General features: G+C 57.7%; 13 protein-coding genes and 7 pseudogenes. 13 read left to right on the forward strand and 7 right to left on the reverse strand.

What is annotated here, in order from left to right; translation table 11 throughout:
* From EN786_RS31405 to EN786_RS38890, 10 genes and pseudogenes are all read left to right on the forward strand, one after another.
* Positions 1-384 (forward strand): DUF269 domain-containing protein (locus EN786_RS31405; RefSeq protein ID WP_127298252.1); only part of this gene is annotated, 384 nt, incomplete at its 5' end.
* 45 nt (positions 385-429) lie between these two features.
* Entirely contained in the window at positions 430-633 is a 204-nt protein-coding gene (locus EN786_RS31410; RefSeq protein WP_127409609.1) for a CCE_0567 family metalloprotein, read from the forward strand.
* Positions 630-946: pseudogene (fdxB, locus tag EN786_RS31415) on the forward strand (ferredoxin III, nif-specific). Before EN786_RS31410 ends, fdxB (EN786_RS31415) begins: the two are co-directional and overlap by 4 nt.
* A 79-nt stretch (positions 947-1,025) precedes the next feature.
* Entirely contained in the window at positions 1,026-1,217 is a 192-nt protein-coding gene (locus EN786_RS38885) for an exopolysaccharide production repressor protein (protein ID WP_127394248.1), read from the forward strand.
* 236 nt (positions 1,218-1,453) lie between these two features.
* Positions 1,454-2,467 carry a 1-aminocyclopropane-1-carboxylate deaminase gene (locus EN786_RS31425; protein WP_024505903.1) on the forward strand — a complete coding sequence of 338 codons (1,014 nt, stop codon included), beginning with the start codon at positions 1,454-1,456 and terminating at the stop codon, positions 2,465-2,467.
* 597 nt (positions 2,468-3,064) lie between these two features.
* On the forward strand, positions 3,065-4,222 hold the full coding sequence (locus tag EN786_RS31430) for a TlpA disulfide reductase family protein (RefSeq protein WP_126080608.1): 1,158 nt from the start codon (positions 3,065-3,067) through the stop codon (positions 4,220-4,222).
* A 324-nt stretch (positions 4,223-4,546) separates the two neighbouring features.
* Positions 4,547-4,985: pseudogene (locus EN786_RS31435) on the forward strand (DUF269 domain-containing protein).
* Between the two features lie 46 nt (positions 4,986-5,031).
* Positions 5,032-5,235 carry a CCE_0567 family metalloprotein gene (locus EN786_RS31440; protein WP_063169367.1) on the forward strand — a complete coding sequence of 68 codons (204 nt, stop codon included), beginning with the start codon at positions 5,032-5,034 and terminating at the stop codon, positions 5,233-5,235.
* Entirely contained in the window at positions 5,232-5,549 is a 318-nt protein-coding gene (fdxB, locus tag EN786_RS31445) for a ferredoxin III, nif-specific (RefSeq protein WP_189343318.1), read from the forward strand. The genes EN786_RS31440 and fdxB (EN786_RS31445) overlap by 4 nt, the downstream gene beginning before the upstream one ends.
* 72 nt (positions 5,550-5,621) lie before the next feature.
* Positions 5,622-5,699 (forward strand): annotated as a pseudogene (locus EN786_RS38890) (hypothetical protein); the annotation flags it as partial.
* Between the two features lie 36 nt (positions 5,700-5,735).
* On the opposite strand, the pseudogene EN786_RS31455 reads toward EN786_RS38890, so the two are convergent.
* Positions 5,736-6,408 (reverse strand): annotated as a pseudogene (locus EN786_RS31455) (transposase); the annotation flags it as partial.
* A gap of 26 nt (positions 6,409-6,434) precedes the next feature.
* Between EN786_RS31455 and EN786_RS31460 the strand changes: the two are divergent.
* Positions 6,435-6,548 (forward strand): annotated as a pseudogene (locus tag EN786_RS31460) (aminocyclopropane-1-carboxylate deaminase/D-cysteine desulfhydrase family protein); the annotation flags it as partial.
* 401 nt (positions 6,549-6,949) lie between these two features.
* Here EN786_RS31460 and EN786_RS31465 read toward each other — a convergent pair.
* Positions 6,950-7,678, reverse strand: coding sequence for an SDR family oxidoreductase (locus tag EN786_RS31465; protein ID WP_126080609.1), 729 nt, complete (start codon positions 7,676-7,678; stop codon positions 6,950-6,952).
* Positions 7,679-8,110: 432 nt separating this feature from the next.
* Positions 8,111-9,262, reverse strand: coding sequence for a TlpA disulfide reductase family protein (locus EN786_RS31470; RefSeq protein WP_126080610.1), 1,152 nt, complete (start codon positions 9,260-9,262; stop codon positions 8,111-8,113).
* A gap of 400 nt (positions 9,263-9,662) precedes the next feature.
* On the opposite strand from EN786_RS31470, the pseudogene EN786_RS31475 reads away from it, so the two are divergent.
* Positions 9,663-10,105, forward strand: a pseudogene (locus tag EN786_RS31475) (transposase); the annotation flags it as partial.
* Positions 10,100-10,490 (forward strand): annotated as a pseudogene (locus EN786_RS37950) (ATP-binding protein); the annotation flags it as partial. The pseudogenes EN786_RS31475 and EN786_RS37950, both read left to right, overlap by 6 nt.
* A gap of 169 nt (positions 10,491-10,659) precedes the next feature.
* Here the strand turns inward: EN786_RS37950 and EN786_RS31480 are convergent.
* The 4 genes from EN786_RS31480 to EN786_RS31495 all read right to left on the reverse strand — a co-directional run bounded on the left by EN786_RS31480 (position 10,660) and on the right by EN786_RS31495 (position 15,402).
* Positions 10,660-11,211, reverse strand: a complete 552-nt coding sequence (locus tag EN786_RS31480) for an SET domain-containing protein-lysine N-methyltransferase (RefSeq protein ID WP_126080611.1) — start codon at positions 11,209-11,211, stop codon at positions 10,660-10,662.
* Positions 11,212-11,803: 592 nt separating this feature from the next.
* Entirely contained in the window at positions 11,804-12,799 is a 996-nt protein-coding gene (locus EN786_RS31485) for a 2-oxoglutarate and iron-dependent oxygenase domain-containing protein (RefSeq protein WP_126080612.1), read from the reverse strand.
* A 161-nt stretch (positions 12,800-12,960) separates the two neighbouring features.
* Complete coding sequence (locus EN786_RS31490) at positions 12,961-13,668, reverse strand: class I SAM-dependent methyltransferase (protein WP_126080613.1); 708 nt, start codon at positions 13,666-13,668, stop codon at positions 12,961-12,963.
* Positions 13,669-14,370: 702 nt separating this feature from the next.
* Positions 14,371-15,402: a GlxA family transcriptional regulator gene (locus EN786_RS31495; protein ID WP_164762826.1), complete on the reverse strand. Its 1,032-nt coding sequence runs from the start codon at positions 15,400-15,402 to the stop codon at positions 14,371-14,373.
* Positions 15,403-15,443: the final 41 nt, after the last annotated feature.

Consider the following 15,443-nt stretch of genomic DNA (forward strand, 5'->3'; position numbering starts at 1 on the left):
GCCCTTGCTTCCCCGTTCGTCAAATGCCTCCTGCGGCTCATTCGTACTCAGGATTCCTTCGGCTTATGGGAAGGCCATTCGGATGCCGAGCTGCTGGCCGAGTTCATCATCACCAAGCAACAGCAACGTGCGGTACCCTTTGGCGGCGATCCCGATCCTGACGCGCTGTGGAGGCTCGACATGTTTTACACCGCCGTAGCGCTTGCGATCGAGGAGCGCTCCGGCGTGTCGACGTCGCCGACAATAGAAATGAAACCCGTGGGGGCTTCCGGCGGTTGGGCGTTCTGTCGAGACGTCCACCGGTTCGGCTTCGAGACTTTCCGCAAACTTGCTGAGGCCGGTACGAAACTGGTCGACGATGCGACTGCAGCCATTGAAGCCTAGCCCGAGATGGAGCGCATCAAGAAACCATTGTTCCAGAAAGGATCTATGTCAGACCTAGATAGGATGAGGAAAAAAGTCCGAAAGCTCCAGTTGCGTGCAGCTATTGCCAAGATGGCATTGCAGGACCTCGTCGAGGGTCTGCCGGGCAAGTGGGCCGACATACAGGAAGTCGCCGAGAAAACCCAAGCCGTTTATGCCGAGTTGGATGTTGCCAAGAGAGAACTCGCTTCAATGAAGAATTTAGGATGATGCGCACATTCACCACCCGTGACGGCTCCATTTGGATGCCGCCGTACCTGACCTCCATCGATAGCAAACCTGCATCGGCTGCTGCCGTTGTTTCAAGGTCTGCTCGCGCGATGTCATGCATCTTCACGGCGTTGATGATGCGGGTGAAATCCTCGGCCCCTGCGATGACGAGGACGACGATTTCGACGGCAAGCTCAATCGCATGATCATGGTTGTCGATGATGCCGGCCGCTGCATCGGCTGCGGAGCCTGCGGCCGCGTCTGCCCCAAGAACTGCCAGACGCATGTTGCGGCCGACGAGCTCGCAACATGATCTGGCGAAAACCAGGGGAGCGGCGTGCACTTCATCTTTTTGTCGGCTCGTGGGGCTGGTCCTGTGCAGCAATGCGTCGATGGTTTACTTCGCTTTGGATTCGCTCCGTGTGGCAGTCGTCACGACGCTGGCCTGTTCGCTGCTGCTTCAGGCCGGCTCCTTCGGCCGCGTGCTCTTTCTGATCTGGCAGTCCTCTAGCCGCGCTCGTGGAACTCGCCACAGGGGCCAGCATGCCGATGGTTACAGGAAAGCTCGGGTACCAGTCGTCTGACTCTGATCAACTGCGGAATGCAATTTTCAGCTGTGTCCCGGCTTGGTCGAATGCCCAGCATGTGCTGCTGCTTTGATGCGCGGATGACAGGATCAGTGCTCAGACCCACACCAATTTTGGTCACCCTCTGATGACTGAGCTGATCGTATAGGGAATCTGTGTTCGGCTAACACGCGACCATACCCCTGGGCTGACCGGTGCGTAGCCGGTTCAGGTACTTTTTTGCTGGAGATAGCATGCTGGAAAAATTCGAACGTTATCCGCTCACCTTTGGACCCACGCCGATCGAGAGGCTCGACCGCCTCGGCAAGCATCTGGGCGACAAGGTGGAAATCTACGTCAAACGCGAGGACTGCAACTCCGGTCTCGCGTTCGGCGGAAACAAGCTGCGCAAGCTCGAATACATTGTGCCCGACGCGATCGCGTCAGATGCCGATACGCTCGTCACAATCGGTGGCGTGCAGTCCAACCATACGCGCATGGTCGCTGCGGTCGCCGCCAAGATCGGCATGAAATGCCTCCTGGTCCAGGAGAGCTGGGTCCCACATGATGATGCTGTCTACGACCGGGTCGGCAATATCCTCTTGAGCCGCATCATGGGGGCAGAGGTGCGCCTGGTTGACGAGGGCTTTGACATCGGCATCCGCCGCAGCTGGGAAAAGGCACTTTATGAAGTCAAGGCAAGGGGCGGCAGGCCATATGCGATACCTGCCGGCGCCTCTGTCCACAAATACGGCGGCCTGGGCTATGTGGGGTTCGCTGAGGAGGTGCGTGCCCAGGAAGAGCAGCTTGGGTTTGCCTTCGACTATATCGTCGTCTGTACGGTGACTGGTTCAACCCACGGCGGCATGCTCGTCGGGTTCGCCAAGGATGGTCGACAGCGCAACGTGATCGGTATCGATGCCTCCGCCATGCCCGCCAAGACCAAGGCGCAGGTGCTCGGCATCGCCCAAAATACAGCGAAGCTCGTCCACCTCGGAGCGGAAATTGTCGAGGCAGACGTGGTGTTGTTCATGGACTACGCGTACCCGGGTTATGGCGTTCCATCGGAGGAAACCAAAGAGGCAATCCGTTTGTGCGCGCGGCTCGAGGGCATGATTACGGACCCCGTTTACGAGGGCAAATCGATGCAAGGGATGATCGACCTCGTCCAGAGGGGCTTCTTTCCACAGGGATCGAGGGTCCTCTACGCACATCTAGGCGGCGCGCCGGCGATCAACGGGTACGGCTACACCTTTCGCAACGGCTGACGTTCGGCAGTCTGCGATTCCGCGGTCGCGCTCGAACGTGGGTAGGTAGCGTCGTTCGAGCGCTTGGCTGGAGAAGTGGAGGCAGCGACGGGCATCCACTAATTGGTACCATTACGTGCTGTCGGGGCTCAACGCCACGCGCATTGAGCGCATGCCGCCGTTGGCAACCGCGAGGCGAATTTTGACTCCGGGGCAAGAATCCACACGCGGCGGTGGCGGCACGAGGACCAAGCCGGCGAGTTCGCGCTTTCGAACTGGCGCCAAACTGCCACTGCTCGAGGACCGAGGCCAGTCTAATCACAGGCGAGCCGTCCAAGCTCTCAAGAGATAGGGCGAAACCCGACAGCGGCAGAAGACATGTCGGGTTCACGACAATCGGCCGCATTTAGCCTCGTGGAGAATTTCAAAGCATTTCCCGCCGCTTACCGGAGCTGAGGGAATTGGCACCTCCGTTGCAGCTTGATGTGCGGCAACACGGTGAGAGCTTCGCTGAAGCAAGCCAGAGGGAGCGATGCCCTCGAGACCGTGTCCGATTTTGACGGGAAAATATTCCGCGACAAAAGAGACGAAAGGTGTGGAATGACTTTGGACACCAAGATGGAACTGCGTATGGGGTCCCCGGCTCCTGCGATCAAAGTGGAGAACTGGCTGCGTGGCGAGCCCCTCACGAACTTTCGGCCCGGCAAGGTCTACCTCGTTGAGTTTTGGGCGACTTGGTGCGGACCATGTGTCGACGCCATGCCCCATTTGATCGAACTGCAGGAGAAATATGAAGGCAGCGGATTTGAGGCGGTCGGAGTTGCCGCCTGCGAACAGGGTCCTACCGCAGACGAGGCGCGGACCAACGTGGATGCCTGGCTGACCGAGAAGTTCCCGAATCTGAATTATCGTATCGGGTTCGATTACATTGGCGAAATGAACAAGCTCTGGATGGATCCCAGCTCTTCGATTGGGATTCCCACCTCGTTCGTGGTCGACCGCGACGGCCACATCGCTTTTATCGGCCACCCGGCGGAACTCGATGACGTTTTGCCGAAAGTCCTTAACGGCAGCTGGCGCAGCAGCTATGAAGCGAAAGCCGCCGATGCAAAGCGCATCGCGCATAACCAACTTGCAGCGCGCGAAATGTCGCTTACCGGGCCGATATACGCCAAACTTGAGCCGGCGATGCAGGCCGAGAATTGGACGGCGGCGCTCTTGGCCATCGAAGAAGGCCTCGCCTTGATGCCAGACTCTTTTGATTTTCGGCAGATTCATGCGGATCTTCTGCTTCACAAGCTGCGCGACATCAAGACCGGCATGCCGGTCATGCGAGAATTGGTCGAGGACGCGATCGACAAAACGTCCGACGCGGTGTCGTGGATGGCCTTGGCCCTCAACCAACTCTTCGATCCCACGATGGACAATTCCCATCTTCCGCGCGCGGAGCGCTTTGCGATGGGCAACGAGCTCTCGGAACAGATACTGGCACTCAATCCCCCGAACGGCGATGGCCCGTTTAAATACCGCCGGTACCTCCCGGTAGCTCAGTATTATTACGAGAGCGGCAACAAAGATCGCGCAATCGAGTTGATCGAGGTGGCACTGAAATCGGTGGACCGGCTGGGGCCAATTCCGGACCACACCAAACAGTACTATCTTACCCCATTGCTCGAAGCACTGGCCAACTACACGGGTGAGCCTGCCTGTCACGCGGATCTTTGTGTGGCTCCGCAAAAGAAGGCACCCGAAACTCAAAACGCAGTCACTTCCTGAGCAAGAATCGCGAAGGGACTGACAATTGGAATTGAACACTGGCCAATCCGCCCATCGAAGCTCTCTTCGCAGCAAGTATGTCGATGCAGCAGGGCGGCGGCTTGCGGCAGGTTGGATTTCAATTGCGTTGACCACCGGTCGGATCGCGGCGCAGACGATGTGCGCCGCGAATTCGCGCCGCAGGTCTCGCACTCGTGGACATGTCGAGGTCGGCCACGGGGCACTCTTGGGGTTGGCCCGCCCAAGCCATTCGTCGGCCACGCAAGCGGACCCGGAGTGGGCATCGCAGGAAAAGGAAATCGTACCTCGAAGACGAAGACTGAAATGACGAACAACGAAATTCCTCCGGTTGGCCCTGCTGTCAACAATGACGAAGAAGCCCTTGCTTCCCCGTTCGTCAAATGCCTCCTGCGGCTCATTCGTACTCAGGATTCCTTCGGCTTATGGGAAGGCCATTCGGATGCCGAGCTGCTGGCCGAGTTCATCATCACCAAGCAACAGCAACGTGCGGTACCCTTTGGCGGCGATCCTCGATCCTGACGCGCTGTGGAGGCTCGACATGTTTTACACCGCCGTAGCGCTTGCGATCGAGGAGCGCTCCGGCGTGTCGACGTCGCCAATAATTGGAATGAAGCCCCTGCGGGCTTCCAGCGGTTGGGCGTTCTGTCGAGACGTCCACCGGTTCGGCTTCGAGACTTTCCGCAAACTTGCTGAGGCCGGTACGAAACTGGTCGACGATGCGACTGCAGCCATTGAAGCCTAGCCCGAGATGGAGCGCATCAACAAAACCATTGTTCCAGGAAGGATCTATGTCAGACCTAGATAAGATGAGGAAGAAAGTCCGAAAGCTCCAGTTGCGTGCAGCTATTGCCAAGATGGCATTGCAGGACCTTGTCGAGGGTCTGCCGGGCAAGTGGGCCGACATACAGGAAGTCGCCGAGAAAACCCAAGCCGTTTATGCCGAGTTGGATGTTGCCAAGAGAGAACTCGCTTCAATGAAGAATTTAGGATGATGCGCACATTCACCACCCGTGACGGCTCCATTTGGATGCCGTCGTACCTGACCTCCATCGATAGCAAGACCTGCATCGGCTGCTGCCGTTGTTTCAAGGTCTGCTCGCGCGATGTGATGCATCTTCACGGCGTTGATGATGCGGGTGAAATCCTCGGCCCCTGCGATGACGAGGACGACGATTTCGACGGCAAGCTCAATCGCATGATCATGGTTGTCGAAGATGCCGGCCGCTGCATAGGCTGCGGAGCCTGCGGCCGCGTCTGCCCCAAGAACTGCCAGACGCATGTTGCGGCCGACCAGCTCGCAACATGATCTGGCGAAAACCAGGAGAACGGCGTTGCACTTCATCTTTTTGTCGGCTCGTGGGGCTGGTCCTGTGCAGCAATGCGTCGATGGTTTACTTCGCTTTGGATTCTCCGTGTGGCAGTCGTCACGACGCTGGCCTGTTCGCTGCTGCTTCAGGCCGGCTACTTCGGCCGCGTGCTCTTTCTGAGCTGGTCATGCGGCTTGGCGCAAAGCAAGCTTCTTGTGCTCGCGCAGGTCATCCATGTTGATGTAGCGGTTGGCCTCCATCCAGTTTTCGTTGGTTTCGACGGCCAGCGCCCTGACCAGGCGCAGGCAGCTTTCGGCGTTCGGGAAGATGCGCACGACATAGGTGCGCCGGCGGATTTCCTCGTTGAGGCGTTCCAGCATGTTGGTGGACTTCAGGTGCTTGTGGTGCTGGCGCGGCAGGCAAAAGAAGGTCAGCGTGCATTCGATGGTCTCCTCTCCCCAGCTCGTCAGTCGCGGATAGCGGCCCGACCATTTGGCAAGCCATGCGGCGAGATCGGCCTTGGCCTCGGCGAGATCGCGCGGTCGTAGAGCCAGCGCAACTCCTGCAGGCAATCATCGCCACGATTTCTCGGCAGGTGATCGAGCGCGTTCCTGAGGCACGTAGCAGCGCTGCCAGGCGGGCTTCGGGGATCACCCCGCCGATCGCCGCCACCAGGCTGGCATGATCGTCGGACACGACCAGTTCGACGCCCCTGAGCCCGCGCGCCTTCAGCGCGACGAGGAAATCCCTCCAGGCCGAGCGGCTTTCGCGATTAGCCATCTCGACGGCCAAGATCTGGCGCCGGCCGTCCCAATCGATGCCGACAGCGATCAGCACCGCCTGGCTCATGACGACGCCGCCCGACGCGATCGCGCCAGATGCCCGATACGCTCGTCACAACCGGTGGCGTGCAGTCCAACCATACGCGCATGGTCGCTGCGGTCGCCGCCAAGACCGGCATGAGATGCCTCCTGGTCCAGGAGAGCTGGGTCCCACATGGACATCCGCGCCTGGTTCAGCCCTAGCGGTGAAGGCATGGCAGCAAGCTCAGCGCCGCTAAACAACACATCGCCAAGGCATGCGAACATTGCATGCTCTCTCGCTCGAACACGCCGCGGCGGGGGCGCTCGTCTCCACGTAGAAGGACCAGATTTGCCATCGAGCCTTCTCCTGTTCACGGCAAATTTCACCCTAAATGCACCGCCGCCTCGGAGATTGGCCCCAGCAGATGTCCGTAGGCAATCATTCTCTGACGTTGCCGAGCGGCGGAACTGGGCGCCATATTCCTTTACCATCAGACGGACCCGGTTCTCGACGTCGCGGCTGATAGCGACAAGGCAGGTGCCAGCGGGAGGATGGCGTTCCAGCGGCCCGCCCCAGTTCGAAATACGACTAACCGTCACGGAAGACTTAACTTGGCAGTTCGGCCACCGTCTACGACAAAAATCTGGCCGGTGACGAATGCAGCTTCGTCGGAGGCAATCCATGCGACCATGGCGGCAACTTCCTCAACGCGGCCTGTTCGGCCCAACGGATGAATGGTACCAAGCCGTTCCAGTGCCTTCTCGGGCAAAGCGGCGACGAAATCGACATTGAGATCCGTATCGATCCAACCAGGCGCTACGCCATTGCAGCGCACCCCGTCTTGCCCGCCGTCCACCGCTACGGCGCGTGTAAGGCCATGCAGCCCAGCCTTCGAGGCACAATATGCCGCGTGCCCTGGGTTAGAGGCCAATCCCTCTATCGAGCCAACATTGACGATTGAGCCACGGCTTCTGCGAAGATGAGGCATGGCGCGACGGATCAGCAGGAAAGGAGCATCAAGATTCAGCGCCATTGTGCGTCGCCACTCGTCAAGCCCGGTATCATCTACCCTTGCTTCAACCATGCACCCAGCGTTGTTGACCAGGATATCGAGGCGGCCAGCCTGTCGAACGACATGGTCAATTACCATGTTCGGAACGCCGGGGTCGCAAAGGTCCGCGACTATCCCTTCTCTATGACCGGTCGCCTCGAGCTGAACCGCAAATACTCTGGCCCCGTCGCTGGCAAGTCTGTCGGCGATTGCCGCCCCAATGCCGCGGCTAGCCCCGGTCACTAAGGCGACCTTCCCCATAAAACGCTTCATTCGGCTGCCCTTTCGCCATTCACCGTTACAAGCATGCCGACGCGAGACGCACGCGCAGGCCGGTTTAATCCGGACACCTTCTCCCGCGTGGTCAAGGCCTACTCCACCCCGTCGGCGATGCGACCATTAAGCGGCCGCAAGATGAATAGGCGTCTCTGACTCCGAAGGCCCAACCTGATGGCCGTGCGCGACGCACGAGCCCGGTCCGGCGCCGCGATTCGTTGCTCTTAGTCGATTTGAACTGAAATGCGAGCATCTGCGCTGACGCTTCTTTCTTCGTTAGGTGCCCGGGCTTTGTCCCATACCACCATGATTTCATGGGTTTCAAAGGCATCCTCAGAACATGTTTAGTAACACCCTGTATATTGATGCCAATTCAGCTGCGATGGACCCATATGCCTGAACGAATTGGCCCGTAAGCCCTTCTTGCTATCAAACCCTTTTATGCTTTCTCCTCGGCCCGCCCTGCGATCGTGCCTTCAGGACATTGCTTTGCGGAGCCGCACAGAGGGCGCCGTAATAAACCTCCTCACCCTTGTAGTTGGCTAAGGCCTGCAGCAAGTTCGGTAGAAGGTGTTGTTTCAGCTCGTCCAGCATAGGGTCCGCACTGTCCAGCGATTTCAGTGCGAACTCGATTAGCTCAATCGCACGATCTTGGTTGCCGCTCTCGTGATAGTATCGAGCCACCGCCGGATAAGTCCGGAACTTGTGGCCGTCGCCTTGGAGTGGATTGCGTGCCAGGATATGCTCGGCCAACTCTTTGCCGAGCGCGAAGCGCTCATGAGACGGAAAGTGCGAGTGGTCGTGCGCCGGACCGAAAAGTTGGTCTAATGTTGCCAGCAGCCAATGCTCGGAGTTCCTTTCGATCGCGTCGCGAGCCAATTGGCGTATGACAGGCAACCCGGCCGGCATGTCTTGCATTCTGTGAAGCAATACATGCGCCTGAGCCAAGCGGAAGTTGATGTCGTCGGGCATCAAGGCGCTGCCCTCTTCGACTGCTGAGAGTGCCGTCTCCCAGTCCTCTTTTCTCACTGCGGCCCAAAATCTCCTATTAATTGACTTGGTCAACGCTTGTTCGCGCTCGGCGATCCGCTTCGAGTCGACTTTCGATGCGTCGCTGGTGCGCCAGCGGCCGTTGAGCACTCTCGCCAAGACCTCGTTAAGTCGAGTAGCGTGACCGATATAGGCGATACGACCGTCTGCATCGATTACAAACAAGATCGGAAATTCGCCAGAAAAGCTTGCTTCCATCCAACGCTTTTTCATTTGGCCCGTATGGTCGAACGCGATCGGAAAATTCAGGTTCGAGCACTTTTCGGTCAACCACGCGTCCAGCTTGACCCGCGCCTCAACCGTCGATAGCGCGCCTTCATGAGCCGCGACCACGATGACCTCGAGCCCACTGTGCTTGAACCTTTCCTGCATCTGCATCAGATGGTGCATCGCCGCCGCACATGGTTCACTCCCAGTTGCCCAAAATTCGACGACGTATACTTTGCCGGGCTGGAAATGTGCGATGGGCTCGCCGCGCACCCAAGTCTCCACATTGATCGAAGGAGCCGGCGACCCCATCTGCAAAACCATATTGCTCTCCAACGCCATCCCAAAGCTGCGCGGCTTTATGGCAAGCTGTTCCCTGAGAGACGGTGCACCGAGTCGACTGAAAGGAGGCCTCTATCGTCAGGCGGGCTTCGATGCAGTCAGCCGTCAATCAGTTTTGCCGCATTTCAACCAGCAAAGGCCGTGCCAGCGCGCTGAACGCCCGCTGACGGCATTAATTTACCTTTGAAAACATCCATGTGTAATGATGCGGACATTTTTGTCAGGTGTTTGTTTCGAATCCGCCATTTTGTCAGTTGCTGTCGGTCTGGGCGTTTAGAGTCCTCGCGCCAGACTGCGATGGGGCAGCAGCACCTGAATACAGACCTGCCACTGAGAATTTCCTCCATCTGAGACTAGAGTCAGGGTCCTTGATTACGGACTGATGAAGACAAAGCGATTTACGGAAGAGCAGATCATCGCGGTTATGCGCGAGCATGAAGAGGGTGCGAAGGCTGGCGATCTTGCCCGCAAGCACGGGATCTCCGAGGCGACGCTGTATAGCTGGAAGGCCAAGTATGGCGGGATGGACGTCTCCGACGCCAAGCGCCTGAGGCCTTGGAAGACGAGAACGCCAAGCTAAAGAAGCTGCTCGCCGACGCTCGAAGCCTCGGCAGTGCGCGAGCTTCTGTCGAAAAAAGTTAGGACCCGCCGCCAAGCGCGAATCCGTAGCGCATCTGCAGGCCGTCATGGGCCTATCGGAGCGTCGGGCCTGTCCTTCGTCGGCGCCGATCGCAAGATGATTGATACCAGTCTGGCCGACCGCCAGAGACACAGCTGCGTGGTCGGCTGCGCGACCTCACGCACGAGCGTCGACGCTTCGGTTACCTGCCCGTCGTCCACGGTGGCGGCAATCTGTTCTTCCAACTCGCAAACGCCCGCTACGAGAAGGGCGCAATGATTGTTACCTCAAATCGCGGCTTCGCCGAATGGGGCGAGGTCTTCGGCGACCCTCGTCGCAACCGCACTTCTCGATCGCCTGCTTCACCATGCGGTCGTCGTCCAGATCGAAGGATCGAGTTATCGGCTCCGCCAGCACGCCGAGCTCATGCCAGAACACTTGCGATCAAAAGCCTCCATCACATTGCCGACATTAAATTCACCATCGCGACCGCGCGGCCGGCCACCGAAAAATGGACACCCCCACCGGGACAGCCTGAGCGGCGAAACTGGGGAATTTTACTTCGGCACTTTTGGGGACGAGTGGCATTGACAGGTGACGCGCAGGGGATTGCACAGATTGTGCGCACACGTTGGTTCAAGGCAGTTCATCTGAAGTCCGCTACTGGCCAGAGGCCGCGCACGCTCACCGCGGCGCGCAACACTGTCAGGGCGGCACTGCCAACGAGCAGGTCATCCGACGCATGTTGCGTTCCCTGGGGCTAAGCAACCCTATCTCTCTCTTGGAAGGTGCCTTGGGTTTTCTTGAGGTACGGTGCGTAAAAACCCGATACGAGCAGAGGATGATCGCGAGGCAATGTGGAGAAGCCTCCGGCTGAGCCTCGGCAATTTCTAGACGAACAAAGACATACCGATACCCCAATGCACTCGAATTCCGATGTAGCGTAGTTCCACGTCACTTCGGCGCCAGAAGAGATATGCTGAATGGCGACGAAGTCGTAGGCCCCGAAGCGATTGGGCACAATCGCTAAGTTTGGATCACAACAATGATTCACAATGACAGCCGGCTTATGAAAGAGAGCATGGACATTCCAGTCCAGTTGAAAGGAGTTTGTCGTTCGAACCGTTTCCATACGGTCAATTAGCCCGATGACGACAATTTCCCCCGGCAGGAAGTCGCGAGCAGCGAATACCCCGCGCCCCCTTTCTCCTCCCGTGCTGAGGATTTTTACGTTGCGGGCATTGAGCTGCTTTGCGCACGCGACGTCATCCGTCAAAATAGACAGATCTTGGTTTATGTGAGTATCAGACATACTGTTTCTTTCGCCTGCTCGATTGAGGGATGAGTACTTTTCGCCAGAGGTCGCTTGGAATTTCGCTGTTTTCGGAACGTCCTCCTAAAATCCCGATGGTTCCAAGTAATTTACGAAGTTGGGGGCTTGTCCATGTTTTGCGCCTTAGGTCCCAGTCAGCGGCGCCTACTGTCTCTCCCAGGAAACACTCAAAAATCGTGCCGATTCACCCGCCCGGCAGCCGAGGATTTTGATTTCTCTCGGCTATTTGACTGAGGCTAACGAAGAGATTGCCTATCACGCGTGTGTAGCGAATCCGACAGACCAGCAGGCGAAGTGGTGACAACGCGTCTGCAAGCGAGCAGTTTATCCTGCTGCGGATGGTGCGCGTGACACGCCAGCCGGGGGTCCAGGTCTCGAAAGCGTTAGCATACCGCAGGAAGTGGCTGCAAAACCCCTGTTGCCGCCAGATGCCGCGCACATTGAGTTTCAAAGGCGCGGTCAAGGGACTAATGCGTGACAATACTGTCCCACCTATGGCGTTTTCTGAGTTCGACTGGGCCGCTTCGACCCCGCAGTGTATTGTCACGCGAGTAGGCGGCGGCCCGCTCTCTCATGCTTTGGCCAAATGAGCATAACTTGCTGCGAAACGCCCGAGTTTGTGTTCGCCGCAAGTCACCGGCCGGTAGCGCAGAGGGTTGCTGTCAGTGACACATGAGGCCAATGGCTCAATGATCGCATCGAAATCAGCATCGATAAAGAAGGGGATTGAGTATCGCTCACGCCCTGAGCTATTCACTACGCGATGTAGGTTGGCCAGATAGACACCGTTGGTGAGCCGCTGAAGCAGGTCCCCGACGTTGATTATGAAAGTACCGTGGATCGGCGTGCCTTGTACCCAATCGCCGTCTCGGTTCATGACCTGAAGACCGCCGACGTCGTCCTGTGCAAGGATGGTCAAATTGCCGTAGTCGGTGTGGGCGCCGATTCCGATCATGTCTTCGCTGATATAACCACTCTGCGGCGGGTAGTGAAGCAGCCGCTGAATGCTGATCGGGTTCCGCATGAGGTCCTCGAAATAGCTTTCCGCCAGGTCCAGACTGAGCGCAATTCCCTGCAAAAGTTTTTTCGATAGGCCCACCATCTCTTGATGGTATCTGTATGTCAGCTCCCGAAACTCGGGCCAACCTGAGGGCCACTGGTTAGGACCAAAAAAGGGACCTTCTAAGGTCGAACGTTCAGGTCCGAAGTCGAAGCACTCCTTGAGGTCTTTGGTCTTGCCCGGATCGGTGTTCTCGCCGAACAGCTCAATGTAACCGCGAAAGGCCGAATCGGAATTGCCAATATGCAGTGACGACTTCTGCGACAATGGCAAATTAAAAAACCTGCGGCTCACATCAAACACCGATTGTATGAAATCCTGCGGGACTCCGTGGTTCTTCACATACATGAATCCAGTATTGGAAAGCGCCCACCGTATCTCCCTGGCCACCACCTGTTTGTTCGTACCGTTGAGGAGCGGTCCGATGTCGACCACCGGTATTTTGTCAAAGCTTTCGCGTTTTGCGCGCAGCTTATCGTCTAGTCTGGCTACTAAACCTTTGGACATTAGTACACCTTTGTTTTGCCGATTGAAGCCGACGCATAGCTGCCGGCCATTTGGATTTATCGTGACGCGAAGTAGTACTGAAACGCGCCACCGTGCTGGAAATACCCCTACTCGTCTTTAGGTCATCCACAACAGGGTTTCGCTCCCGAGGCAGAGCATGATCACAACCCCTGTCGCTCTGCCGCGCTGACCTTCTCGGGCACTTGAAAGACCCAATAGTCCGCACGCTCCTCGGCCACGTATCTGCCGTTGCTTAGACACTGCGCCAGTAAAAGAACGCCCTCATCCTGCAGACGCCGCGCTTCGTCCTCGAAGAATGCGGCCTCGGCGTAGCTCTTGCGGATGCTTGTGATGATGAATCCTTTCGGGCGCGTGACGCGAGCCAGCTCGCGCAGCCCGTCTGGTCTAACGTGCCCAAGTGTAAAGACACCGCAGCAAACCGTGATATCATAGCCCGCGTCGGCGTACTCAGAGAGTACTCCGTTAAGGTCGACACAGTCTTGGACATGACGGTAGACTCGGGTTTGCCGCGCCTTTTCGGCCATCTCTTTGGAAAGATCGAACCCATCGATCAGCCCGAAGCCGAGGCGTTCCAGTTGCACGCCGACAAGGCCTGTTCCGCAGCCAGCATCCAGGATTGTGATGGCAGTTCGCTCGCTGCTCAAATAGGCTGCCTGCACGGTGCCCGCTAGTTCCGCCACGATCATCGGGCCGTAGTACCCCTCGGAGCCAACATCCACATCGTAGGCCCCAGCCCATCCCCGATAGAATTGGGTTAGGCGATCGGCGTCGCCCTCGAGTACGAGGGCGTCCCTGATGCGCTGTCGTGCGACTTGTTCCAGTGTCGTCTGCTGATCGACGGTATTCATGGCAACTCCTCTGATAGGCATAATCGGAAGCGGCTATTCGGCTCCTGATGCCAACTCTCAAATGTGAGAATCAAAGCTCGTGCCAATTGGCCAAAAGCCCGAAGAAAAGCAATTTTGATGAATTCTGCTATCAGGCTGAGGCACAACAACACAACATTGCTCCAACGAAGCCTGTCCGCAAACAACAAAGCCGACAAAGTGTCGGGTTGTGAACTTGCGACCCAGCGTACAGCACTGCCCGCGAACTCATGAAAATCCCGCGCGCCTCCTACGTTGTCAGCTCTATCAATTCCAGTGGCCTGCTATGTGGTGGGTCCGGAATGAGCTGGTACGGGTTGATCAGCCCGGTGCTCGATTGCCATTGGCAATGCAGATGCGGTCGAAGATTTGCGGCCGAAGGAGGCGTCCGCTGGGACTATCGCCGTTTTGGGGCAGGTCAGGATTGCCCTGGCGCTGGAGTCAGTGATGAGGCGCTAAGCTGGGCTTTGGATGGTGTCCTCTCGGACAGCCCAGGACGTCATCCAGCGGCAGACGACGATGGCTTCTTCGGTCGACGTCAGGCACGGTGCTCTTCGACGCCTCGGCTCCCATCGGAGCATCGGCCCGATCGCGTTGAGCGCGAAAGCCAGGCTGCCGAGGTGCTTGCCAATTGATGGCACGTGGGTTTTGCGGGGCTCGTAAGGGGGCGTCACCGAGTATGGGTCAGCCGCGACAGGTACTGGGGTTGGCGCCGAAGGCTTCGCGGAAGCACTTCGAAAAATGTGAGGCCGACACGAAACCACAGGCGACCGCGATCTCAATAATCGGCAACTCTGTTTGTGCAATGAGACGCTTCGCGCGGCTAAGTCTCAAATGCAGGTAAAAGCGCATGGGAGACAACGAAACCGATCGCTGGAAGAGCCGTTCAATCTGACGCTGTGAGCGGCCGACACATCTTGCGATGTCGCGTAAGGGCAGCGGGTCCTCAATATGCTCCTCCATAATGCGAATCACTTCGGCGACCGGCTTGCAGATGCCGGCTTCGCCGCCATTCATGGTCCATTGTCTATCAGAGGCAGGGCGCCAATACCCGGCAGTCGTATGTCGGCAGACGGTCAACGCAATGTCTCTGCCGAGGCGTTCGCTGATCAGCTCCATAACGAGGTCGAACGACGCAAATTCTCCTGCGCAAGTGAGGAGGTGACTATCACGAACGAATAGCCGGTCAGTGACCTGAAGCCGGCCAAATTTTTCAGAGAAAGCGGCTCTCTTGTCCCAATGGATTGTGCACGCGGTGCCGTCCAGCAACCCGCTGTCCGCCAACAGCCATGTCGCCGTACCCAACGCTGTGATTGGAACACCATGCCGCTTGCAAAGCCGAAGAATCTTGCTGAGAGCAGCAGACGTCTGCCTTTCGACCCGTTCGCCTGCACAGACAATGACCATGTTCGTACCTTTGCCAGCCGGAACGCATTCGCCGGTGCTAGCGAAGTCGCTGCCGACCGACAGGACGAACCCGCTGGCGCATTCAACCGGCTGGCCATCCAGGCTTGCAATCGTCCACTCGAAGAATGATCGACCGGACACAGAATTCGCGATGCGAAGGGGATCTACAAATGACGAAAGGCTGAGTAGCGAAAATCCGGGAAGTGCCAGGATAACCAGTCGGTATACGTCCTGCGTGTCGATCACCTGCCGGCTGGGGTTCCATCCCACGATCCGCGAATGATCTCCTGTTGAAAATGGCGCATTCATAAGGTCATACATCCTGGTTGATGGTGATCAACATCGAGCGG

It is taken from the genome of Mesorhizobium sp. M4B.F.Ca.ET.143.01.1.1, from assembly GCF_004792275.1.
Classification (GTDB): Bacteria; Pseudomonadota; Alphaproteobacteria; order Rhizobiales; family Rhizobiaceae; genus Mesorhizobium; species Mesorhizobium abyssinicae.

Coding starts and splice junctions, on each gene's coding strand:
- EN786_RS31410 (WP_127409609.1), top strand. CDS start 430: ATGTCAGACCTAGATAGGATGAGGAAAAAAGTCCGAAAGCTCCAGTTG.
- EN786_RS38885 (WP_127394248.1), top strand. CDS start 1,026: ATGGTTTACTTCGCTTTGGATTCGCTCCGTGTGGCAGTCGTCACGACG.
- EN786_RS31425 (WP_024505903.1), top strand. CDS start 1,454: ATGCTGGAAAAATTCGAACGTTATCCGCTCACCTTTGGACCCACGCCG.
- EN786_RS31430 (WP_126080608.1), top strand. CDS start 3,065: ATGGAACTGCGTATGGGGTCCCCGGCTCCTGCGATCAAAGTGGAGAAC.
- EN786_RS31440 (WP_063169367.1), top strand. CDS start 5,032: ATGTCAGACCTAGATAAGATGAGGAAGAAAGTCCGAAAGCTCCAGTTG.
- fdxB (WP_189343318.1), top strand. CDS start 5,232: ATGATGCGCACATTCACCACCCGTGACGGCTCCATTTGGATGCCGTCG.
- EN786_RS31465 (WP_126080609.1), bottom strand. CDS start 7,678: ATGAAGCGTTTTATGGGGAAGGTCGCCTTAGTGACCGGGGCTAGCCGC.
- EN786_RS31470 (WP_126080610.1), bottom strand. CDS start 9,262: ATGGTTTTGCAGATGGGGTCGCCGGCTCCTTCGATCAATGTGGAGACT.
- EN786_RS31480 (WP_126080611.1), bottom strand. CDS start 11,211: ATGTCTGATACTCACATAAACCAAGATCTGTCTATTTTGACGGATGAC.
- EN786_RS31485 (WP_126080612.1), bottom strand. CDS start 12,799: ATGTCCAAAGGTTTAGTAGCCAGACTAGACGATAAGCTGCGCGCAAAA.
- EN786_RS31490 (WP_126080613.1), bottom strand. CDS start 13,668: ATGAATACCGTCGATCAGCAGACGACACTGGAACAAGTCGCACGACAG.
- EN786_RS31495 (WP_164762826.1), bottom strand. CDS start 15,402: ATGAATGCGCCATTTTCAACAGGAGATCATTCGCGGATCGTGGGATGG.